This window comes from Loktanella agnita (assembly GCF_046640325.1).
In the GTDB taxonomy this organism is placed as follows: Bacteria; Pseudomonadota; Alphaproteobacteria; order Rhodobacterales; family Rhodobacteraceae; genus Yoonia; species Yoonia agnita.
Genome location: NZ_JBJMBF010000004.1, coordinates 167,964 through 189,740, shown reverse-complemented (window position 1 = coordinate 189,740; position 21,777 = coordinate 167,964). Strand labels below are relative to the sequence as shown.

Below are 21,777 nucleotides of genomic sequence, written 5' to 3'. Positions count from 1 at the left end.
AATGCACAAGCCAAGCGATTGTAAACGGCCTGTTTTCATTTGCGTGAAAGATGTGGAGCGGGCGACGGGAATCGAACCCGTATCATCAGCTTGGAAGGCTGAGGTCTTACCATTACACAACGCCCGCTTCGATGTTCGACTAGGTATTTGACCTTTCAAGCAAGGTCAAGATGCCGGAGATACCCTCAAGCCGACAGATCGCATGATTTGGAAGGTATCGGTCATTTGACACATGCGTAAAGCCCAATTTTTCGCCATGTGAGACCAGACATCATGTGCGCATTTTATGGCTGACATGCTGTTAAAGCTCTAGCAGTCCGCAAAAGGTGCCGTCGTGATAGACAAGAGGCGCAGCGCGTATTGATGGTGTGACATGTACAATATCAGCAATCAGCAATGCATGGGTGCCGCTGTCAATGATTTCACAAAGTGCGCATTCAAATGTGCAGCACGCATCCTTCAACAGCGGCAGACCGAGTTCAGAACTTTGGTCCCAGTCGCCTGCTGAACACCGGTCCAGATCACCATTCACCGCGCCACCAAAACTGCTGGCAATTCCTTCCTGACCGACGGCCAGCGTATTAACCGCAAATGCCCCCTTGTCCTGAATTGCCTTAAACGTTGCGCCTTTCATGTTCACGCAGGCAAGAAGGCGTGGCGGTTCAGCCGATAAGGAACACACAGAGGTTGCGGTCAGACCGTAAGAGACGCCCTCGCAGTTCACGGTGATAATATTCACGGCCCCCGCAAAACGCCGCATCCCTTGTAAAAACTGCTGTGTGCTGACGGTGTCGGTAGACGGTTGCGGGTTAACCCGATGATGGAACTGATCCATTTCGGGTTGTTGCAGTGCGATATTCATTTTGTTGCCCTCGATCTCGTTCGTCGTGCAGCGCTGGCATCAGGTCGGTGCTGGGAGGCGTATCCAGCCCCTTGCGTCCACCGGCCGACAAGCAGCAATCCGATCCAAGTTGATGCACCGGTGCCTCGCGCCACCTTGCCGTTCAATTCCATGTCTTAGACGTCTTCCAACACAGAGGTTTTATACCCTGGCGACGGATAGTTATTCTTTGCAAATAGCGATTTGGCCGCGATTTCGACCTTCAGGGCGTTTGTCCAGATTGGCAGATCGGCACGCAGACGTTCAGGTGGCGTCGTTTTGTATGCCTTCACGATTTTACGCGCCTCTTTGAAGTTCTCAAAGTAGGGGAAGAACGACTTGGGGTTCGTGAACCCATTAAAGAAACGCTCTGTCGCAAATTTCTCATTACGGGCCACTTCCATCAAAAGCGCCTTGCCGGCGACGGTGACAGGTTCAAGCAGCGTGTTGTTGAAGGCATAAGCGTATTTTGCGTATTCATTCCACCAATCATGGTTTGCCGCTGTCATCCATGCCGCATCAAAGGCTTTGTCGCCACGTGCGATGACGCGGTCGGCCAGCCATTTTGCGTGTTTCGCCGCATGGTTGCCGCCTTGCCCGCCGATGGGGTCGAACAGAACCGCGGTGTCGCCAACCGGGATAACTTTGCCCCCCGATGGCATGGTGCCAAATGGCATGCGGACGGTGGGGGGGAAACGCCCGGCGACCCAACCATATGGGTCATCAATGGCTTGCAAATCATCGACAATATCGTGTTCCCAAGGGCACAAATCGCGAATGACGGATTTGCCTGCGTTCAAAATGTCCGCGCTCGACTTTGCCCCGTCAAACTTATCCATCCGACGGCCTTCCTTGGCTTCCCAAAGCAGGCAGTAAATATGCCCTTCGTCCTTGTGGTAATAAGGCACCCAAAAACACTCGCCTTCTTCTGCGAAAAAGTCGAACTTGGCGGCGTTCATCCCATTTGCGCGCGCATTGAACCATTCTTTGGGATGCCGACCGGATTTGGATTTAGCAAATGTCATCGCCAATTTGCGTTGGGGGTTACTATAATGACTGCGCGACGGATCGCGTGCGATGGCCTTGTTCAATTCCCCCTTGCCAGCAGCCAGCACGGTGAGATCGGCCTTGAGACTGATTTCATCCAGCCGTTCGGCGGTTACGGTTTCGATGACGAGTTTGCCGCCACGTGATTCAAAATCCTCCAGCCAGCGTGAAACACGCATACGTTGATCGATTCCGCATCCCGGGCGTCCGTGTTCAAAAAGGCCGGTGGCGGTCATGGGTTTCATGCCAACTTTGGGAACAAAATCAAGCAGGACGCCATGTCCTTCGAACATGTCATCACTCCAATAGTCCATGCCGAGATCACGCTCGATATCGATGGTTGAAGCGTAAAGAAAAGCCGTTCCTGTCGGTGCCGATTGGTTCAACCACTGGTCCGGTGTTCGATCCGAATAAAGCGTGACGGCATAGCCTTCGTTCAACAGAGCATACGCAAATACGCAACCCGCAGGGCCTGAGCCGATTATGGATACATTTCTCATTTCTTAATTCTCCCGGTGACTGCCGTCTTTTCACGGCATGCGGCGTGGCAAGCCGCGTTTTGCTCTGCAAGACTGGCGCAGCCTGTGGGTATAAAAAAGCCAATTTGCGCAGCGCATATCCGTAATACGAACTTCTTTTTCCGGTTTCGCTTGTGCTAGGTATGACTTTGGATTTTCTGGAGAATGATCGTGCAATTAAATCGATACCGCGTTTATCATTCTGAGAATCTCGAAGAAATCCGGCGATTAACGTCGGCAAAGATTCGAGATCATCGCATTGAGGCAGTCGGCCAAGGCGAACCTATTGGTGCGACACATAATGTGGCCGAACTTAATGGGCTGTCAGTGCATGTTATCCAATATGCCATGCGCAGTTTGATCCGCTGCGATCCACTAAAACAATTTTATCTCGTCGTATTGCCACTGCATGGAACAGTCCGGATGGTGGCGGGCGATCACGACAATAAATGTGACCCGAATTCAGCGATTATTATTCCAAACGACTTGCGGTTTGCGCTGCACTGGGAAGCCGGTGCAACTGCCGTTGTTTTACAAGTCGAAAAGAAGCGACTGGAGCGAAAGCTGGAAGCCTACCTTGGGTTTCAGGTGGAACGAAGAGTTCGGTTTAAACAATGGGTTGATACCAGCTCCGGTGCTGGTGCCTTTCTCAGAGCGACGCTCTGGATGGTGATTGATCAGCTCGACAAAAATCCATGGGAAGAAATCACGCCGCTATTGAGCAATGAATTTGCAGAAGCCCTGATGGCGACACTCTTGCGGTCTGACTTTCACAATTACCAACATCTCGTTGGGGGTGTCAGTCACGGGTCGTTACCCACGACCATGAAAGACGCGATGCGGTACATTCGCCAAAATCTGAAGGAAGACTTCCAAGCGGGCGATATTGCTGAAGCAGTCGGCACCAGCCCCCGGTCTATTCAGGCGAGTTTCAAAAAGTATCTCAGAATGTCACCAATGCACTATGTCCGCGCAATGCGTCTGGCCGAAATCAGACGCGAGTTGTTAGATTCAAAGCGATCAGACCTGCATTCCTTGACCGCACTTGCGCAGGAATACGGATTCAACCATCTGGGCCGCTTTAGTGCCTATTACCGTCAAGCCTATGATGAGAACCCATCGCAGACGATACGATAAGATGACCGAAACTCTACCGCCAAAACAACCAACACCGCACCCCATCGCCCTGCCCGATGCAGGCAGGGTGATGGGTTTACCTTTTCGCGCGTGCTTTAAAACTCTACCCTTACGCCAACCCATAGATTGCGGCCGCTGATGACCGTGCCGTTGTCATCACTGTTCGTGATCGCGATTGGTGGTCAGATAGTAGTCTTCGACCAATTCGCGGATTTCGGGGGTTTTGTAACCGGTCGATACGCCACCGGACCGCGCACGATCTCAATCCGTTCAATCGCGGACACCGGCGACATAAAGTATTGATCGACCCCGCCCGACCCATTGGTGCGTGACTGGCGGGTGTTGACCCGTTTGCCGTCGATCAGGATCAGCGAATATTCCGCCGGAAGGCCCCGGATAAAGATGTTCTGGCCATCGGCGGCCCCGCCGACCGAAAGACCCGGCACATTGGACAAGGCCTGCGTCAAAGCGGCTTGACCTGCCCGTTCGCATTCTGCCGTTCCGTATCGCGCGGACGCTGCGTGCGTCTGCTGCCGTCACGCGGCACATTAACGTTACGCAGGCGCATATCCAGATCGCATAGCGAGGCAAAGCCCGGAACCGCAGCATACGCCGCGATGCCGCGTGCTCTTCCGCCGACAATTGATCTTGGGCCACCTAAACGTTAGTGCCAAAATCGGCACTAAACTTGATTTGCTACCGTTGTGTCTTTGACCGGTTGCCAGTCAAATCCGTCGAATTCCTCGCGAAAGGCAAAGCGTTTCAGATGGTCGTCAACGATGTGATGCGCGCGGTCCAGATCTTCGCCTTCTTCGGCCTGGATCGTGACTAACAGCGCGTCTTCTGTCGCCGTCAGATGCAGCGGGCCGATGGGCAGGGCAACGGTCCCGGACAGCGAATCATATGTCACTTCGACCTTGTGGCCAAAATGCTTGCATAGTTGCTGCAAATACTTTGACCCATGCGGCGTTTCAAACCGTCCACACTCGTGCTTAATCATACCTTAATCCTTACCATTTTTATCGTCTTAGTGACTTCACCCCTTACTCACAACGGTTTTTTGCCAAAAGAAAACGGTTGCGCGTGCGGAATAACCTACGCTAGACGACCTTCAATCATGCGAAGCCAACCCGTTAACCTAGCCACGCATCACCCTCTGAACCAGGAGCCTTGTTATGCGTATGCTACTTCTCGGAAGCGCCTTTGCAGTATTTTCCACATCCCTTCTCGCCGATGATATCGCGATTGAAACCGCCACCGGCCCTGTAACGGTCGCCGACACACCAAAGAGCATTGCGGTCTTTGATGTGGCCGCAATCGACACGCTGAACGCGCTTGGGGCGGATGTCACAGGGATCCCTGACAAGCTCTATGTGTCCTATCTGGACGCGGTGCTGGACACAGCAACCGTCGTCGGCACATTGTTCGAGCCAAACTATGAAACACTGGCCGTCATGGGCCCGGATCTGATCATCATCGGCGGCCGCTCTTCAACCTTGAGCGAACCGCTGGCAGAGATCGCGCCGGTGATCGACATGACCATTTCCAATGAAGCCCCCTCTGGTGACAGCATCGTCGCGCAGGGCCGCGCACGGATCGCCGCCTATGGCGCGCTGCTCGGCAAAGAGGATGACGCCGCCGCTTTGATCGCTGATCTCGACGCCAAAATCGCAGAGGCACAAGCCGCCGCCGAAGGGCGCGGCAATGCGCTGATCGTGCTGACCAACGGTGCCAAGATTTCCGCCTTTGGCGCAACCAGCCGTTTTGGCTGGCTGCATGACACCGTGGGCATTCCGGTCGCCGCCGAAGGGCTTGACGCAGAAACGCATGGGCAATCCATTTCGTTTGAATTCATCGCCGAAACCGATCCTGACTGGATCTTTGTCGTGGACCGTGGGGCCGCTATTGGCCAGGACGGCGTTGCTGCCGCCGCGACCCTTGATAACCCGCTCGTGAACAACACCCGCGCGGTGCAAAATGGTCAGGTTGTCTACCTTGGGTCCGCGCCGCTTTACATCGCAGGTGGCGGGGCCACTTCGATGATGACAACACTGGATGAGATCATCGCAGCCTTTACCGAGCAGGCCGGCTAACTTTGCGGCTCTGGATTGTGATCTGTTTCGGGCTGGTCGCGCTATGCGCTGCCAGCCTTTCAATTGGTGCTGCGTCCTTGCAAGACGGGGACGCAGGCTGGTTGCTGATGGTAAGCCGCTTTCCCCGCACCGCAGCCGCGCTCTTGGCTGGGGCCGGATTGGCGCTTGCAGGCGTGGTTGTGCAGCAAGTGGTACAAAACCGACTGGTCGAACCCGCAATGACTGGCACGCCAGAGGCCGCAATGCTGGGGCTGCTGGGCGTGACATTGATCGCACCGGGAATGGCCGTTGCTGGCAAGATGTTCGTCGCGGCATTATCCGCATTGGCAGGCATGGCAGGCTTTCTGGCGCTGGCCGTACGGGTGCCGCGCCATGATCCCATGCTCCTGCCCATCGTGGGGCTGGTTTACGGCGGCGTCATCGGGGCAACCACGCTTTATCTGGCGTGGTATTTCGACTTGGTGCAATACCTTGGCATCTGGCAACTGGGCGAGTTTTCGGGCGTCATGCAAGGACGTTACGAATGGCTGTGGTCCGTGGTTGCGCTTGGTGGGGTGCTCTATGTTGTCGCGGATCAGATCACGATTTTGGGCTTGGGCGAAACGCAAGCACGCTCGCTTGGGCTGAACTATACACAGATGCGCGGGCTGGGGCTTGTCATCGTTTCAATGCTGACCGCCTTCGTGCTGGTCACTGTGGGTGCATTTCCCTTTGTCGGGCTGGTCGCACCAAACCTGATTTCACGCTGGCGGGGGGACAATCTGCGCGCTAACCTGCCGCTGATTGCGGTGTCAGGCGGGCTGTTTGTACTGGCGGCCGATGTCATCGGACGCGTCATCCGCTACCCCTTCGAAATTCCGGCCGCGACGGTCTTTGCCGTCTTTGGGGCGGGTATATTCCTGTGGCTGCTGCACGCCGCGCCGAGCCGCGCCCATGGCTAGATCACGGCTCTCTCTGATCGCGTTGACGCTCACTTTGTTGGTACTGGCGACAGCCTTCCTGACATGGCAGTTGCGCGCGCCCATGGCGTTCATTCTGGAACTGCGCACGACGAAACTGGCAACCTTGATCTGTGTCGGCGCGGCCTCTGGTGCGGCGACAATCCTGTTTCAAACGGTCGCGATGAACCGCCTGCTGACCCCGTCGCTTGTGGGGTTTGATGCGCTGTTTGTATTGATGCAAACGCTGCTGGTCGCGCTCATCGGCGGGGTCGGCGTGGCACAGATCCCGGGGGCCGCGCGGTTCCTGATCGAGGCCGCGGTTCTGATGAGCGCCTCCACCGCGCTGTTCTGGGTGCTCTTGCGACGCGATGCAGGCGACATCACACGGATGATCTTGACCGGGGTGATCCTTGGTGTGCTTTTGCGTGGTCTGGCGTCAATGATCCAACGGATGCTTGACCCGTCCGAATTCGCCGTTGTGCAACAAGCAATGTTCGCCAGCTTTGGGGGCGTGGACAGCGATATCATGATGGTGGCCGCTGTGGTCCTACTGGTCAGCATCGGCATGGCCCTGTGGCTTGCCCCTTCGCTTGATGTGGTGGCGCTGGGGCGGGGCACCGCGCGCGGGCTGGGGCTGGATCACAGTCGCATCGTCCTGATTGCGCTGATCCTGATCGGAGCGATGGTTTCCGTGTCAACGGCACTTGTGGGGCCAATCATATTCCTCGGCTTGCTTGCCGCCAGTTTTGCGCGGCTGCTCACCGATACGCATCGCCACATTGTGTTGATCCCTGCCGCAGCACTGATCGGCGCGGTGATCCTTGTGGCGGGTCAATTTGTGTTTGAACGGCTGCTTGGCAGTCAGTCAGCGCTTGCCGTCGTGGTCGAATTCTTCGGCGGGCTGATGTTCCTGTTTCTTGTTCTTCGGAAGGCTCCGCGATGATTAACGTCACAAACCTATCTTACGCGGTAGACGGCACGCAAATCCTTAACGATGTCGATCTGTCGATCAAACGCGGCGGGATCACCGCGTTGATCGGGCCAAATGGGGCCGGAAAATCAACCTTGCTGCATTGCATCTCCGGGCTCAACACATTGTCCGGGGGCAGCGTGCAGATCGACGGGCATGACCCCGTCCTGATGCCCAGTCGCGCGCGCGCCAAACTCGTCGCGCTGCTGCAACAAACGCCCCATGTGGTCAGCCGCCTGCGCGTGCGCGATCTGGTGGCCTTTGGTCGCTGGCCCCATCACAGGGGGCGTGCAACCGCGCAAGACAGCGTGCTTGTGGATGAGGCGCTGCATGCCTTCGCCTTGGAAACCTTCGCGGATCGCCCGATCGAAACACTGTCAGGCGGCCAACGGCAACGGGCGTTTCTTGCGATGACCTACGCACAAGACACACCATGGATGTTACTGGACGAACCGCTGAACGCGCTGGATCCGAAACACGCGCGCGACCTGATGGTCCGCCTGCATGGTATGACACGCGAGACGACGCGCAGCATCGTCATCGTGCTGCACGACATCAACGCCGCAGCAGGCTGGGCCGATCATATCGTCGCCATGAAAGACGGGCGCGTGGTGGCCCATGATGCGGCCACAACATTCCTGACGCCCGAAAATCTGAACACTGTCTTCGACACCCCGTTCGAGGTCATCTCGCACGGCACCCGCACAGTTGTCGCCGCCATCTAAAGCGTTTGACGAAATACTTGATTCAGGTTTTCGCATAACGCTTTAAAAACAAACAACCTTAGAAACCAGCCGGGCTGCGGATATCAGCCTCAGGCGAAAGGCAGCAGCAGGGTGACCCCTTCCATTGCAGCGATGCGGTCCAAATCTTCATCATACAATTGCGTCATACGGGCGACCAGATCCGGATGCAGCTCAGGCAGATCAATTTCATCTTCAACAGCATCGGCAACCGCGTGATCTTCCCAGATGGCAGCAATCAAATCATGCCGGGCTGCCTCGGTCTGTGGCGGTGCGGTCTTGAGCTTCTGTGTCAGCACCGCAATCCCTGCGGGGGTCAGGATGGCAGACAGCATATCCATGCGGCCCTTGATCGGCGTGTCCGGGGGCACATCCGCGAAGCGACGGATCAGCGTCTCCCACAGCAGCGGCGTATCCTCGTTACACCAGACAGTCAGCGGCGTGTCCGGGGCTGTGGTCTTGATCCGGCGGACCACATCAGACCAACGGATATCCTCGGGGCGCAGCAACCCAAGATAGGCGCTGACCGTATCAGCATCCGCGCGCCGCTGCGTTTCCTGAAGAAAGCTCACCGGGTTGCGAATGCCCATGAACAGCGAAATCTCATCCTGCGGAAACAGGCGGTGCAGCCCGCGCACTTTGGGTTCAGCCTGCGCATAGAACAGGCCGCTTTCGAAAATACGATTGGGCACACACATAAAATTGTCGTTGCTCAGCAACACTCTGCGCACGTCATCCTGATCAATAATCGCATCCAGCAGCGCGTCGCGTGTATCCGCATCAGGGCGGTTACGCTCCAGCCCTTGGATCGTCTCGCGGATCAGACGGCGATACCGGCCCGGACCGGGCACCGCGATCTTGCTTTGCAAGAACGTATCCGCATTCTTGAGCACTGACTTCAACAGACGGTCTTCGTCTGTGCAGTTTGCGCCGATGTGGAATGCGATCTGCATAGATGATTGCGCCTTCGCCGTGACAAGTCCCGGCATCATAGGTGGATTTTCAGCCAGCGAAACCAGTTTTGACCGAACGCGCCGCGCGATGCATAGCAACTGCGAACCAACGCAGGTTGGCGGGGTTCAAGTGACATATTTCCCGCAGCCGTCCCCCTGCCGCAACCACGCAACGCCCGCAGCGTTAATGCAGGGTGATACACCACAAAAGTCCGACGCAATTCCGATGGGTTTCCGACGCCAATCCGGTGGCGCATTTCCCTTGGTCACAAAGGTTAACCGATGATTCGACAGCGCGGGACCGTCCCCACCGTACGGTGGGGGTCAGGCAACGCCCAAAATCATGCTGTGGTCAAAGTTCGATTTCGCCCAAATCCCCATCAGGGATCCAAACCGGCGCATCGGGGCTGCGGCGGATGATGATATCGCCGTTGGGTAGAAATTCCGGTGTCTCGTAATTGCGGAAATCATCAACCTGCGACAAAAGCTCTGCAAAGGCCGGGCCGATCTCGCGCGCAAATTCCCCCATCACCGGGGCAAAATCTTCCAGTGATTTGCGCATATCATCCATCGCCGGTTCCATCTCGGCGATAAGGCCACGCATCAGCATCTTGGCCCCTTCTTCCATCAGGCTAAAACCTTCATCCAGATCGCCTGTTTCCTCCTGCGCGGTGGCGGGGCTCAGGCTGAGACCAAGGGCGAATATTGCTGTGATGATGCGTTTCATACCCTTATTATAAAGGATATGGGCATCCCGCACAAATCACAAATCGATGTCCAGCACGACCGGGAAATGGTCTGATGCCAGTAGCAGCGCCTCGCGCAGATCGGCATTGGCATAGCAGTCCGGATGGTCGAACGGATGCCAGATTTGCCATGTGGGGCCACGGTCCCGCAATCCGGGCGAGACCATGATATAATCCAAAAGCGCCTGTAGATAAGGCTGCCCCGGTCGCTTGAACCGGGCCGTGACTGGCATGGCACCAACACGACGGCCCAGCGCCATGCGCGCATGCGGATCAAAAAGCTGCGCGCCACTGCCTTCGCCCAGCACGATCTCGACCCCCGACCGGCCAAAGAGCTTTTCATATTCATCCAGCCCCGGACCGTCATTGAAATCGCCCAGCACAATCAGGTCGTCACCCGCCGCAAGATGCGTTTCAACCCGGCGGCGCAGCCAGATGCATTGGGCAAGCTGTTTGCGTCTGTTTTCAATGGATATTCTTGTGGCCGCCACCGGATTTCGCGCCCCATGCGGTGCCTTGGATTTGGCGTGCACACCGATCAACCGCAGCACCCCGCGCGGGGTTGTCACGGCCAATTCCAGCGGCGGCTTGGACCAGCGGATCACGTCAGGGGCCGCGTCTACATCCACATCCATGCGGAACTTACCGTCAAAGCGCGGGGCGCTTTTATCGCCTTGCGGGTCATGCGCGACCTGTATCACATCCGGGTCGTAAAGCAGCGCGATTTCCTGTTGTGTCTCGTTAGGGAACCCAATGATCGCAGCGCGGGTCCGCAGCCCAAAATACTTGGCAAACGCCACCAGCGCCCGCACGCCGTCCCGCTTGCGGCTGGTATCGGGGGCCTCGATAATCATCACTGCATCTGCGTTCAGCGCGGTGAAAACCGCCCCCAAAGCATCAGTCTGCTGTGCCTTTGTCACATCCCAGCGACTGGACCAGCTGCCATCCGCAATCAGTAACCCATTGTCATCAAACAGACTATTGAACCATTCGACATTGTAGGTTGCGAACCTCACCCGCGCGCACCCTGGATATCTTCCCACGCGCTGTTGATCGCGACCATGCGCCGTTCGGCCAGTTTGATCGCCTCTTCGGGGACACCCCGCGCGATCATGCGATCAGGATGGGTGTCGCGCACCAGACGGCGCCAGGCCGCGCGGACCTCTTCCATTGAGGCATCCGGGGTGACGCCCAGCACGTCATAAGGATCACGCTCTGCCTGAGGCACAAACTGCGCGCGTATCCGTTTAAATCGCCGTTCCTCAAAGCCGAAAATCTCTGCAACCTCGCGCAGGAAATCATCCTCTTTCGGGTGATAGACCCCATCGGCCATGGCAATATGAAACAGCCCTTCCAGCAGATCACAAAGCGGCGCGGTATCCGTGCCATACATCGCCTTAATCCGGCGGGCATAAATGTCGAAACCGGCCACATCCTGACGGGCCAGATTGAACACCCGCGCCGCGTTCGCCTCTTCCTCGGGCGGGATGACAAAGACCTCGCGGAAGGCGACGACTTCATCCTTGGTCACCACGCCATCCGCCTTGGCCATCTTGGCCCCCAATGCGATCACCGCAATGGCAAAGGCGACCGTCCGGTCCGGCGACGCGCGCATCTTGTCGAATACCGCTGACAGGCCCTCGCCATTGGCAAGCGCCGAGATCGCCTCTGCTATGCGCGTCCAGATGGACATCAATCGCCGCCTTTCAAAGCTGACTGTGCCGACCCAAGATTGGTCGAATGCGCGAACTTGAACCGCAGTTGCGTGCAGGTTGCAACCTTTTGCGTGCCGGGTGCAGCACGATATCACAGCTTGCGCAGATTTTGCCGCAACAAACGGCGTTTATAGCATTTAAGGAAATACCTGATTCAGGTTTTTCGCATAGCGCTTTAGCCCAATTTGCGGACACCCTGTGGCGTATCAAATACCGCGTGAAATCCGGCAGGACCCGTCGCAAATGACACACGCGGATCACGTAATGTCATCAGCGCCTGCACATCCGCCACCTGCGGGTGGGTGATGGTAAACTGCGTCAGGCGGCAACCGCTTTCGGGCAGCTTTGTCGCGGGGTGCACCGCATTTTCTGGCCATTGAATCAACGTGGGATAGGCCCCATCGAAAGGCAGGCTGCCATCATCGGGCACCGTCAGCTGCCAGTGCAGATCCCCGCGTTGCAATGCGCGCGGTGGACCTGCGACCGGGTCAAACCTGTCCGTCCGGCAAATCCAATTTGCCAAACGCGGCGGGCCGCTGAAATCATCCAGTGCGAACCAGCGCGGGCCATCGAACGGGGCCGCATCCGGGTCGGGGGCGATCACCTCTAGATACAGCCCGTCGGCCAGCCCCAGCAGCACGTTATGCGTGCCATAGCGCAGATGTTTTCCGCCGGGCTGCATCATCACGCCCAGCTTGGATTCGACCCAAGCGACGCCTTCGTGCAGATCGGTGCAGGCAACGGCTAAGTGATCAAGTTCCAGCATTCGGCCTCCAAAGTCACAGTTAAACTCTGCAGCGTTGATCTAACGCTGTGCCTGACGGATCAACCCCAAAATATCCTGCGCGGCCTTAGGGATATTCGTGCCAGGGCCAAAGATCGCCTTCACGCCCGCGTCGTAAAGGAATTGGTAATCCTGCTGTGGGATAACGCCTCCGCAAATCACGATGATATCTTCGGCATCCGCATCTTTAAGCGCCTGCACCAGTTTCGGCGCGAGCGTCTTATGCCCTGCCGCCTGACTGCTGATCCCGATCACATGCACGTCGTTGTCGATGGCATCCTGCGCGGCCTCTTCCGGGGTTTGGAACAGCGGGCCGACATCCACATCAAATCCGATATCGGCAAAGGCGGTGGCGATGACTTTCGCGCCCCGATCATGCCCGTCCTGGCCCATCTTGACGACCAGCATCCGGGGGCGACGGCCTTCTTCCTCGGCAAAGGTTTCAACACTTTGCTGGATCGCGGCAAAGCCTTCATCGCCTTCATAAGCCGCGCCATAAACCCCAGCGAGGGTTTTGACCTCTGCCCGGTGCCGTCCGAATGATTTTTCCATTGCCATGCTGATTTCTCCAACTGTGGCGCGGGCGCGGGCGGCTTCGACTGCGGCCTCCAGCAGGTTGCCGCCTTCGCTGGCGCGGCGGGTCAGTTCCGAGAGCGCCACATCACAGGCCGCCTGATCGCGCGCTGCTTTGGTGGCAGTGATCCGTGTGATCTGCCCTTCGCGCACCGCGTTATTGTCGATATCAAGGATATCAATCGGGTCTTCCTTGTCCTTGCGGTATTTGTTGACCCCGACGATCACCTCGGTCCCCCGGTCGATATCGGCCTGGCGGCGGGCGGCGGTTTCTTCGATCCGCAGCTTGGGCATGCCGCTGGCAACGGCCTTGGTCATGCCGCCCATTTCCTCGACTTCCTCGATCAGCGCCCAGGCTTTTTCGGCCAGCTCATGGGTCAAGCTTTCCACGTAGTAAGAGCCTGCCAGCGGGTCGACGACATTGGTGATGCCGGTTTCCTCTTGCAGGATCAGCTGGGTATTGCGGGCAATCCGGGCGCTGAATTCCGTGGGCAGGGCAATCGCCTCGTCCAGTGCGTTGGTATGCAGTGACTGCGTGCCGCCCAGCGCGGCTGCCATCGCCTCATACGCGGTACGGATCACGTTGTTATAGGGGTCTTGTTCTTGCAGTGACACGCCAGAGGTCTGGCAATGGGTGCGCAGCATGGTGGATTTGGGGTTCTTGGGTTCGAATTCCTCCATGATCCGCGACCAAAGCAGCCGGGCCGCGCGCAGTTTGGCCGCCTCCATGAAGAAATTCATGCCAATGGCGAAAAAGAAACTGAGCCGCCCGGCAAAGCGATCCACATCCATGCCCCGCGCAATGGCCGTGCGCACATATTCACGCCCATCGGCCAGCGTATAGGCCAGCTCTTGCACAAGGTTCGCCCCCGCCTCTTGCATGTGGTAACCGCTGATACTGATCGAGTTGAACTTGGGCATGTAATCAGCGGTGTATTCGATGATGTCCGCAACGATGCGCATGGATGGCTCCGGCGGGTAGACATAAGTGTTGCGCACCATGAATTCTTTCAGAATGTCATTCTGAATGGTGCCAGCCAGCAGGCTTTTATCATGACCCTGCTCTTCGCCAGCCACGATGAAACTGGCCAAAATTGGGATCACCGCACCGTTCATTGTCATGGACACGCTGACCTGATCCAGCGGGATACCGTCAAAGAGGATTATCATATCCTCAACGCTGTCGATGGCCACGCCCGCTTTGCCGACGTCGCCCTCTACCCGTGGGTGGTCACTGTCATAGCCCCGGTGGGTCGCCAGATCGAAAGCGACCGAGACACCCTGCTGCCCGGCGGCCAGTGCCTTGCGGTAAAACGCATTCGACGCCTCGGCGGTTGAAAACCCGGCATATTGGCGGATCGTCCAAGGTCGGCCTGCATACATTGTCGCCTTGACCCCACGGGTAAACGGGGCCGCGCCGGGCACACCACCCATATGCGGCAGGGCGGCGGTGTCATCTGCCGTATAGAGCGGCTTGACCGCGATCTCTTCCAGCGTGTCCCAATTCAGTGTGTCCAGCGGCTTGCCGCGCAGCTCTGCCTTGGCTGTTTCTTCCCAGATTTTCTTGTTGGTCATGGAAACCTCCGATCGGGACGGGTGAAATAATTCAGGCTTAGGGGCAGTTCGCCCTTAGCTTTTTGGCAACCCGCCTCTATATCTTTGTGGATGATGAAGTTTTTACAGATGTGCGGTGCCACTGTTGCGCTGTTATGTGGGGCCAGCGCTGTCGCGGCGCAGGACTTAACGGTGCTCGAACAGTGGGAGACCGACCATACCCAGGTGTTTGATGCCACGGACGTGACATTGGCAGAGCTGCAATGGATCGCCCGGCCGCTTGTCGTCTTTGCCGATACGCCTAATGATCCGCGCTTTCGCCAGCAGATGGACCTGTTGACCGACCGGTTTGACGATCTGGCAGAGCGTGACGTGATCGTCTTTGCCGATACCGATCCTGACGGGGCGTCTGAACTGCGGCTGCGGCTGCGCCCGCGTGGGTACATGATGGCGCTGGTAGCCAAAGATGGCACCGTCGCATTCCGCAAACCATCCCCTTGGAGCGTGCGCGAGATCACCCGATCCATCGACAAGATGCCCCTCCGGCAGCAGGAAATCGAAGACCGGCGGTTGATTGGACAGTAGATCCTCGCCCCTATTCGAAGAAATCTTCGCGGTCGGGAATCCGACCAAAGGCGATTTTGGCCCCGGTATAGGGCACTTTGTAGGGGGGTAATTCCCCGAACCTGATCGTATCCTGACCAAAGCGCTGGTTCAGCCCGTCGATGGCGTTGCACAGTTCTTCGCGACCGGTTTTTGTGCCCGCGACCCTGTCGGAAAACAGATCGCTCATGCTTGTGTCCACAGGCTGAAGGTGTCCCAGCATCACGCTGACTGATTTCAGGTGCCGCGCTGAAAACTGCCCCCAGATATCGCTGAGCTGATTTAGCAAAAAGAATGAATCCTGCGTCGGGGCGAATGTGATCGCCCGGCTGTCCCGCCCATAACGGGTACACTGCATGCCGACATGCAGTGTACCGGCAAGATTGCCTTCGCGCCGCAACCGCGCAGCCGCCTTGACCAGCAATCGCCGCGCAACGAGGAAGGCCCCGTGCGGGCTGCAATTCGGCCCGGTCAGGCGCTGGCCATGGCCCAGTGAATTGTGCCGCTGTGGCGGGCGCACCACCGTTTCGCCGTGCATCTGACGGATGAAGTATTCGCCCTCGACGCTGCCCCATATCTTGCGCGCGGCCCTGGGCACCAGATGATAAAGTGTTGGCACGTCGTGAATATCTGCCTTGGCCAGCCGTACCAGCATGCCTTTGGAAATACCCGAAAGATCGTCCAGTGCCAGATGGGCGATCCTGTCTGGCAATACCTCTGGCGAGAGCCAGTTCAACCCATTGGGTTTTTCCAGCTCTGCGGCGATTTTGGCGAGCAGTTTGTTCGGCGCGACCCCCACGGAACATGTCAGCGCCGGGCTGACTTGTTCCCTGATGACGGCCTGTAGCGCACGGCCAAGCCCAAGGGCTGTGTCCAGCTCTCGCTGCCGCCCCATCAGATGGCAAGAAAATTCGTCTACGGAATGAGCCTTGTCTATCGGGATTACTGTATCGGCAGCCGCCCTGATCCGGTGGTGATAATCGACGAACACATCGTGCTGCGCCGGTCGAAACACGATGCCGGGGCACATCTGTTGCGCCTCGGCAATGCGTACCCCCATGCCGACGCCTTTGCGCTTGGCCTCGATACTGGCGGCGATGCAGGCCGCATTCCGCGCCATGGTTGTGACAACGCCAATCGGGCGGCCGCGCAATGCAGGTTCCTCTGCCTGGATGACCGAGGCAAAGTAGGAGTTCATATCGAAGAAGAGCGTGTTGACCCTTATACGCATCACCTGAATCGCACTGTTCACCCATTAAAGAATGAGAACATAAAGAGAACAAATGCGAAGTCAACGACATTGGTATTACTCGAACTCCATAATCACGTCATCCACGGCAAGGCTGTCGCCCGCGCCTGCATTGATCTTTTTGACGATCGCCTTCTTCTCGGCCCGCAGGATGTTTTCCATCTTCATTGCTTCGACCGTGCAAAGCGCCTGCCCTTCCTGCACCTCTTCCCCTTCGGCCACATCAACCTTTACAATCAGACCGGGCATCGGGCAGAGCAGGACTTTGGACGTATCGGGCGGCAGTTTTTCGGGCATCAGTGCCGCCAGTTCCGCCTGTAGCGGGGTCCGCACATGTACTTTGATATCCGCCCCGCGATAGCGCACGCGAAAGCCGCCGGAAATCTTTCCGACCTTCAGGACCAACGGTTCGCCATCCACCATCAGGCGGGCCAATGGGTCGCCCGGTGTCCAGTCGCTTTCCACGCGCAGGCTGTCGCCGTTGATTTTCACATCTGCGCCGCCCTTGTCCGCGGTAATCACCACGGCACGCGACTGAGCCTGCATCGTGACAACCCAATCTGCGCCCACATGGTGTTCGTGATTGTCCATCCGGCCCGAGATGCGCGCGCGCCGGATTTCACCCACCCGGTGCATTGCTGCCGCAGCCGCCGCAATCCGATTGCAGGTGCCGTCGTCTAATGTGACACCTTCGAACCCGTCGGGGTATTCTTCGGCGATGAATGCCGTGGTCATGTTGCCGGAGGTGAATTTGGGGTGGTCATAGACGGCGGCCAAGAACGGCAGGTTGTGCCCGATCCCTTCGAGTTCAAACCCATCAAGCGCCAGCCGCATTTCAGCAATGGCGCTGGCCCGGTCGGGGGCCCATGTGCAGAGTTTGGCAATCATCGGGTCGTAATACATGCTGATCTCGCCGCCTTCGAACACGCCGGTATCATTGCGCACAGCGCGGGTTGGCGTCGTCTCTTCCACAGGGGGGCGATAGCGGGTCAGGCGACCAATTGACGGCAGAAACCCACGATAGGGATCTTCCGCATAAAGCCTGCTTTCCATCGCCCAACCGTTTATTTTCAAATCAGACTGCTGGAATGGCAGCTTTTCCCCCGCCGCGACGCGGATCATCTGTTCGACCAGATCGACGCCAGTGATTAACTCAGTGACCGGATGTTCGACCTGCAACCGGGTGTTCATTTCAAGGAAATAGAAATTGCGGTCGCCATCGACGATGAATTCAACCGTGCCTGCGCTGGTATAGCCTACGGCCTGCGCCAATGCGACGGATTGCTCGCCCATTGCCTTGCGGGTGGCTTCATCTAGGAAAGGGCTGGGCGCCTCTTCAATCACCTTCTGGTTCCGGCGCTGGATCGAACATTCGCGCTCATGCAGATAGACCGCATTGCCGTGTTGGTCGGCCAGCACCTGAATTTCGATATGTCGCGGCTGGGTGACGAATTTTTCGATAAAGATGCGGTCATCGCCAAAGCTGTTGGCCGCCTCATTCTTGGAGCTTTGGAAGCCCTCGCGGGCCTCTGCATCGTCCCAGGCGATCCGCATCCCCTTGCCACCGCCCCCTGCGCTGGCCTTGATCATCACCGGGTAGCCGATTTGATTTGAGATTTTCACCGCCTCATCGGCATCCGCGATCAGCCCCATATAACCAGGCACGGTGGAAACATCCGCCTCTTGCGCCAATTTCTTTGAGGTGATCTTGTCGCCCATCGCCTCTATCGCGCCTTTAGGCGGGCCGATGAAAGCCACGCCAGCGGCTTGCAGCGCATCGGCGAATTTGGGGTTTTCGGACAGGAAACCATAGCCGGGGTGTACCGCTTCGGCGCCAGTCTGTTTGATTGCATCCATCACCTTGTCGATGACGATGTAAGACTGGTTGGCAGGTGGCGGGCCGATATGCACCGCCTCATCCGCCATCTTCACATGCAGCGCGTTGCGATCCGCATCGGAATAGATTGCAACCGTCTGGATCCCCATTTTACGCGCGGTCTTGATGACACGGCAGGCAATCTCACCTCGGTTGGCGATCAGTATTTTCTTGAACATCAATATCCCTCCCCAGAACGCAAAACCGCCGCCGGGGTGATACCCCGACGGCGGCTGTCGTGATGTATGGCCTTCGAAAAGGCGAAAGGCTTAGCGTGCGCGGCGGCAGATGCCTGCATCGTCGCAGAGGACACCAGCGGAAGCACCGGCCAGCGCAGTACCGGCAGGATCAGTGCCCAAGGCCTCAGCAGCGATGAGGCCTGCACCGGCACCGGCAACGCCGCGCTCCAGATCTGACTCAAGGCAGCCAGCAAGGCCCAGAACAGCCACAGCGGCGAGGATGATCGAAGATTTTTGCATTGTTTCTTACCTATTTGTAGATTTTTGATAGCCCCGAACATGGAGCAGTTCGCACGCAACTCAATAGCTAATACACCGTGATATCCAATAACAGCAGTGTTATTGCCCGAAAATAGGCGGAAAAATGAAACCGGCCTGCCCTCTATGGGGGCAGACCGGTTCGGGGAAGGGTAACGGTGTAGACGATTTGCAACAGCGCGCTTGCTGGGACACGCTGCCACGAGACCGACAATGCGCGAACAAAACCTGTCTGAAAAGCGGTCTGATTTATCCGGCCCAAAATGAGCGGTTTCCCGCTTAGATTGCAACGGAATCCCAGAAATCACGCCAAAAGACATCATGTAAACGCCTCTGGAAAGCTGACTCGCGCGACATCTACGTCGATGCGCAGCAGGGCGTCATAGCTCGAGGGGTCGAACGGGTCTTCTGCGGGAATCACCTCGCGTCCGAACAGCCAGCTTAACCGGCCCGCGTCCAGATTACCGCGCACAAAGGGCTGATCCCCAAAGCATTGCCACAGCGCCAGCATGAAACCCGCATCGGCACGCCGGTCCGGCGGACGACGATCCGCAAAGCGCGGGCGTTCAGTCAGTTCAGTTGCGCCCTCTTTGTTGGCGCGTCGGATCAGGAATTGAAAATCTGTGCCGGGCAAACGCCCCGGAAAGCCGCGATGCTTTTCCATTCAAACGCCCCCCTGCAACAAAGGCGTGCGGCGGACGCGCCCGAAGGCCCGCCCGCACAGCAGGTCACTCGATCGTTTAACGCTTGAAGTTGGATGGCTGAGCGTGCGGGGCGTCAGGTGTGAATCCGCCTTCTGCGCGCCCTTGGCTTCCCGACACAGCAACCAGCGCCATAAGCGCTGCCACTGCAAATGCCAAAAGTCCTTGTGCCATTCTTGTTGCCTGCCTCTGTCTGTGCGGGGTCGTAGGTTGGGTGAAACCTGACGATCCTGCGAGGGCGCGATCCCATGTTCGCGTCCTTTAAAGATAAGCGAGACATTTTGATTTAAATATAAGGCGCCGCAACCGCTCCTGCCCTGTGACGCCCTCGCATCATAGGCAAAACTGCGCTGAGCAGCAGACGCAACATCTGGATTCCCGCCCACACGCAAAACAACATTTGGTAGTGGCGCGCGATTCCAAGAGGCGCACGGGATTGCGGCAAATCCGGCAGGCTTTTGCCGTATGGCGGAAACTGGCCGCGCATCATCGTCGCGGCGGCGATCATATGCACAGGCAGTGCGCTGCCCTGCCCCGCGTTTATGCGGCAGATCAAAGTGGAATATTGTCATGTTTCTTCCATGGGTTTTGAAGTTGCTTGCCCCGCAGTGACGCAAAAGCCCGACAGACACGCTTGCGCGTCGAATGCGGCATGATCACCTCGTCGATAAACCCACGTTCGGCGGCGACAAAGGGATTGGCAAAGCGGTCTTCATAGTCTTTCGTATGCTGCGCGATCTTTTCGGCATCGCCCAGATCGCCGCGGTGGATGATTTCAGTTGCGCCCTTGGCCCCCATCACCGCGATTTCCGCCGTGGGCCAAGCATAGTTGAAATCGCCGCGCAGGTGCTTGGACGCCATCACATCATACGCGCCGCCATAGGCCTTGCGGGTAATGACGGTTACTTTGGGCACCGTCGCCTCGCCATAGGCGAAAAGCAGTTTCGCCCCATGTTTGATGACACCACCATATTCCTGACCGGTCCCCGGCAGGAAACCGGGCACATCGACCAGCGTCAGGATCGGGATTTCAAAGGCATCACAAAAGCGGACAAAGCGGGCCGCCTTGCGCGAGCTGTCGATGTCCAGACACCCTGCGAGCACCATTGGCTGGTTCGCCACCACACCAACGGTGGAGCCTTCCAGCCGGATGAAACCGGTCAGGATATTCTTGGCGAAGTCTTCCTGAATTTCATAAAAATCCCCCTCGTCCGCCAGCTTTCCGATCAGTTCCTTCATGTCGTAGGGGCTGTTCGGGTTGTCGGGGATCAGCGTATCAAGGCTGTCTTCAATCCGGTTCACATCGTCAAAGAACGGGCGCACCGGTGGTTTCTGGCGATTGTTCAGCGGCAGGAAATCGACAAGACGCCGCACTTCTGCCAGTGCCTCTACATCGTTTTCAAACGCGCCATCAGCGACCGAGGATTTTTTCGTATGGGTGGCAGCCCCGCCCAGTTCCTCTGCTGTAACAACCTCGTTCGTGACAGTCTTGACCACATCAGGCCCGGTCACGAACATATAGCTGCTTTCCTTTACCATAAAAATAAAGTCAGTCATCGCGGGGCTATAGACCGCCCCGCCCGCACAAGGGCCCATAATCACCGAAATCTGCGGGACAACACCGCTGGCCATGACGTTACGCTGAAAAACCTCGGCATAGCCTGCCAGTGACGCGACCCCTTCTTGAATGCGTGCGCCGCCGGAATCATTGATCCCAATCACCGGCGCGCCATTTTGCACGGCCATATCCATGATTTTGCAGATCTTCTGCGCATGGGTTTCGGACAGCGACCCGCCAAAGACCGTGAAATCCTGACTGAAGACATAGACCATGCGCCCGTTGATCGTGCCCCAGCCGGTGATGACACCATCGCCGTAGGGGCGGCTTTCTTCCATACCAAAATCAGTACAACGGTGGGCGACGAACATGTCGAACTCTTCAAACGAGCCTTCATCAAGCAGCAGCGAAATACGCTCGCGCGCGGTCAGCTTACCTTTGCCATGCTGGGCGGCGATCCGGCGTTCGCCACCGCCAAGTCGCGCCATATCGCGGCGTTCTTCCAGCTCTTGCAACACGTCCATGATTTTCCACCTCCGCCAGTTGTTGGACCTTCTTATCGCGACGCGCACGCCTTAAGAAGAGGGAAGGCGCATATTTGCAAAAACACTGCTTCACCATCAGTCAAAATTGCAAATC

20 protein-coding genes, 1 tRNA gene and 1 pseudogene are annotated in these 21,777 nt (G+C 57.4%); 6 read left to right on the top strand and 16 right to left on the bottom strand.

Annotated features, from left to right (window positions below; all coding sequences use genetic code 11):
* Positions 1–53: 53 nt before the first annotated feature.
* The 3 genes from ACJ5NV_RS06100 to ACJ5NV_RS06090 form a co-directional block, all read right to left on the bottom strand.
* Positions 54–127 (bottom strand) — tRNA-Gly (locus ACJ5NV_RS06100).
* 174 nt (positions 128–301) lie between these two features.
* Positions 302–862 (bottom strand): flavin reductase family protein, encoded by a 561-nt coding sequence (locus ACJ5NV_RS06095; protein WP_411642743.1) that lies wholly within the window; start codon positions 860–862, stop codon positions 302–304.
* A 155-nt stretch (positions 863–1,017) separates the two neighbouring features.
* Entirely contained in the window at positions 1,018–2,427 is a 1,410-nt protein-coding gene (locus tag ACJ5NV_RS06090) for a styrene monooxygenase/indole monooxygenase family protein (RefSeq protein WP_411642742.1), read from the bottom strand.
* A 183-nt stretch (positions 2,428–2,610) separates the two neighbouring features.
* Here ACJ5NV_RS06090 and ACJ5NV_RS06085 point away from each other — a divergent pair, with 183 nt between their 5' ends.
* Entirely contained in the window at positions 2,611–3,582 is a 972-nt protein-coding gene (locus ACJ5NV_RS06085; protein ID WP_411642741.1) for an AraC family transcriptional regulator, read from the top strand.
* A gap of 182 nt (positions 3,583–3,764) precedes the next feature.
* Here ACJ5NV_RS06085 and ACJ5NV_RS06080 read toward each other — a convergent pair.
* Both ACJ5NV_RS06080 and ACJ5NV_RS06075 read right to left on the bottom strand, forming a co-directional pair.
* Positions 3,765–4,091 (bottom strand): annotated as a pseudogene (locus tag ACJ5NV_RS06080) (TonB-dependent receptor plug domain-containing protein); the annotation flags it as partial.
* A gap of 173 nt (positions 4,092–4,264) precedes the next feature.
* Positions 4,265–4,582 carry a DUF2218 domain-containing protein gene (locus tag ACJ5NV_RS06075; protein WP_411642740.1) on the bottom strand — a complete coding sequence of 106 codons (318 nt, stop codon included), beginning with the start codon at positions 4,580–4,582 and terminating at the stop codon, positions 4,265–4,267.
* Between the two features lie 175 nt (positions 4,583–4,757).
* On the opposite strand from ACJ5NV_RS06075, the gene ACJ5NV_RS06070 reads away from it, so the two are divergent.
* Genes ACJ5NV_RS06070 through ACJ5NV_RS06055 form a run of 4 tightly spaced genes read left to right on the top strand, consistent with a single transcriptional unit; the run spans position 4,758 to position 8,311 of the window.
* Positions 4,758–5,675: a siderophore ABC transporter substrate-binding protein gene (locus ACJ5NV_RS06070; RefSeq protein WP_411642739.1), complete on the top strand. Its 918-nt coding sequence runs from the start codon at positions 4,758–4,760 to the stop codon at positions 5,673–5,675.
* 2 nt (positions 5,676–5,677) lie between these two features.
* The gene (locus ACJ5NV_RS06065) at positions 5,678–6,616 is read left to right on the top strand and encodes an ABC transporter permease (protein ID WP_411642738.1); all 939 of its coding nucleotides are present in this window, start codon (positions 5,678–5,680) and stop codon (positions 6,614–6,616) included.
* Positions 6,609–7,559 carry an iron chelate uptake ABC transporter family permease subunit gene (locus ACJ5NV_RS06060; RefSeq protein ID WP_411642737.1) on the top strand — a complete coding sequence of 317 codons (951 nt, stop codon included), beginning with the start codon at positions 6,609–6,611 and terminating at the stop codon, positions 7,557–7,559. Before ACJ5NV_RS06065 ends, ACJ5NV_RS06060 begins: the two co-directional genes overlap by 8 nt.
* Positions 7,556–8,311, top strand: a complete 756-nt coding sequence (locus ACJ5NV_RS06055) for an iron ABC transporter ATP-binding protein (RefSeq protein ID WP_411642736.1) — start codon at positions 7,556–7,558, stop codon at positions 8,309–8,311. Before ACJ5NV_RS06060 ends, ACJ5NV_RS06055 begins: the two co-directional genes overlap by 4 nt.
* Before the next feature lie 89 nt (positions 8,312–8,400).
* On the opposite strand, the gene ACJ5NV_RS06050 is transcribed toward ACJ5NV_RS06055, so the two are convergent.
* The 6 genes from ACJ5NV_RS06050 to scpA form a co-directional block, all read right to left on the bottom strand.
* Positions 8,401–9,282 (bottom strand): hypothetical protein, encoded by an 882-nt coding sequence (locus ACJ5NV_RS06050; RefSeq protein ID WP_411642735.1) that lies wholly within the window; start codon positions 9,280–9,282, stop codon positions 8,401–8,403.
* Between the two features lie 352 nt (positions 9,283–9,634).
* Positions 9,635–10,009, bottom strand: a complete 375-nt coding sequence (locus tag ACJ5NV_RS06045) for an AAA+ family ATPase (RefSeq protein WP_411642734.1) — start codon at positions 10,007–10,009, stop codon at positions 9,635–9,637.
* A 36-nt stretch (positions 10,010–10,045) separates the two neighbouring features.
* Positions 10,046–11,044 carry an endonuclease/exonuclease/phosphatase family protein gene (locus tag ACJ5NV_RS06040; RefSeq protein ID WP_411642733.1) on the bottom strand — a complete coding sequence of 333 codons (999 nt, stop codon included), beginning with the start codon at positions 11,042–11,044 and terminating at the stop codon, positions 10,046–10,048.
* Positions 11,041–11,721 carry a TerB family tellurite resistance protein gene (locus ACJ5NV_RS06035; RefSeq protein WP_411642732.1) on the bottom strand — a complete coding sequence of 227 codons (681 nt, stop codon included), beginning with the start codon at positions 11,719–11,721 and terminating at the stop codon, positions 11,041–11,043. Before ACJ5NV_RS06035 ends, ACJ5NV_RS06040 begins: the two co-directional genes overlap by 4 nt.
* Positions 11,722–11,918: 197 nt before the next feature.
* Positions 11,919–12,509, bottom strand: a complete 591-nt coding sequence (locus ACJ5NV_RS06030; protein ID WP_411642731.1) for a VOC family protein — start codon at positions 12,507–12,509, stop codon at positions 11,919–11,921.
* Between the two features lie 39 nt (positions 12,510–12,548).
* Positions 12,549–14,675 (bottom strand): methylmalonyl-CoA mutase, encoded by a 2,127-nt coding sequence (scpA, locus tag ACJ5NV_RS06025; protein ID WP_411642730.1) that lies wholly within the window; start codon positions 14,673–14,675, stop codon positions 12,549–12,551.
* Between the two features lie 90 nt (positions 14,676–14,765).
* On the opposite strand from scpA, the gene ACJ5NV_RS06020 reads away from it, so the two are divergent.
* Positions 14,766–15,239: a DUF4174 domain-containing protein gene (locus ACJ5NV_RS06020; protein WP_411642728.1), complete on the top strand. Its 474-nt coding sequence runs from the start codon at positions 14,766–14,768 to the stop codon at positions 15,237–15,239.
* A 10-nt stretch (positions 15,240–15,249) separates the two neighbouring features.
* Here the strand turns inward: ACJ5NV_RS06020 and ACJ5NV_RS06015 are convergent, their stop codons facing one another.
* From ACJ5NV_RS06015 to ACJ5NV_RS05995, 5 genes are all read right to left on the bottom strand, one after another.
* On the bottom strand, positions 15,250–16,488 hold the full coding sequence (locus ACJ5NV_RS06015) for a Y-family DNA polymerase (RefSeq protein WP_411642830.1): 1,239 nt from the start codon (positions 16,486–16,488) through the stop codon (positions 15,250–15,252).
* Positions 16,489–16,563: 75 nt separating this feature from the next.
* Positions 16,564–18,561 carry an acetyl-CoA carboxylase biotin carboxylase subunit gene (locus ACJ5NV_RS06010; protein ID WP_411642727.1) on the bottom strand — a complete coding sequence of 666 codons (1,998 nt, stop codon included), beginning with the start codon at positions 18,559–18,561 and terminating at the stop codon, positions 16,564–16,566.
* Entirely contained in the window at positions 18,561–19,202 is a 642-nt protein-coding gene (locus tag ACJ5NV_RS06005) for a hypothetical protein (RefSeq protein ID WP_411642726.1), read from the bottom strand. The genes ACJ5NV_RS06010 and ACJ5NV_RS06005 overlap by 1 nt, the downstream gene beginning before the upstream one ends.
* Complete coding sequence (locus ACJ5NV_RS06000; protein WP_411642725.1) at positions 19,199–19,543, bottom strand: hypothetical protein; 345 nt, start codon at positions 19,541–19,543, stop codon at positions 19,199–19,201. Before ACJ5NV_RS06000 ends, ACJ5NV_RS06005 begins: the two co-directional genes overlap by 4 nt.
* Positions 19,544–20,132: 589 nt before the next feature.
* Positions 20,133–21,665, bottom strand: a complete 1,533-nt coding sequence (locus tag ACJ5NV_RS05995) for an acyl-CoA carboxylase subunit beta (protein WP_411642829.1) — start codon at positions 21,663–21,665, stop codon at positions 20,133–20,135.
* Positions 21,666–21,777: the final 112 nt, after the last annotated feature.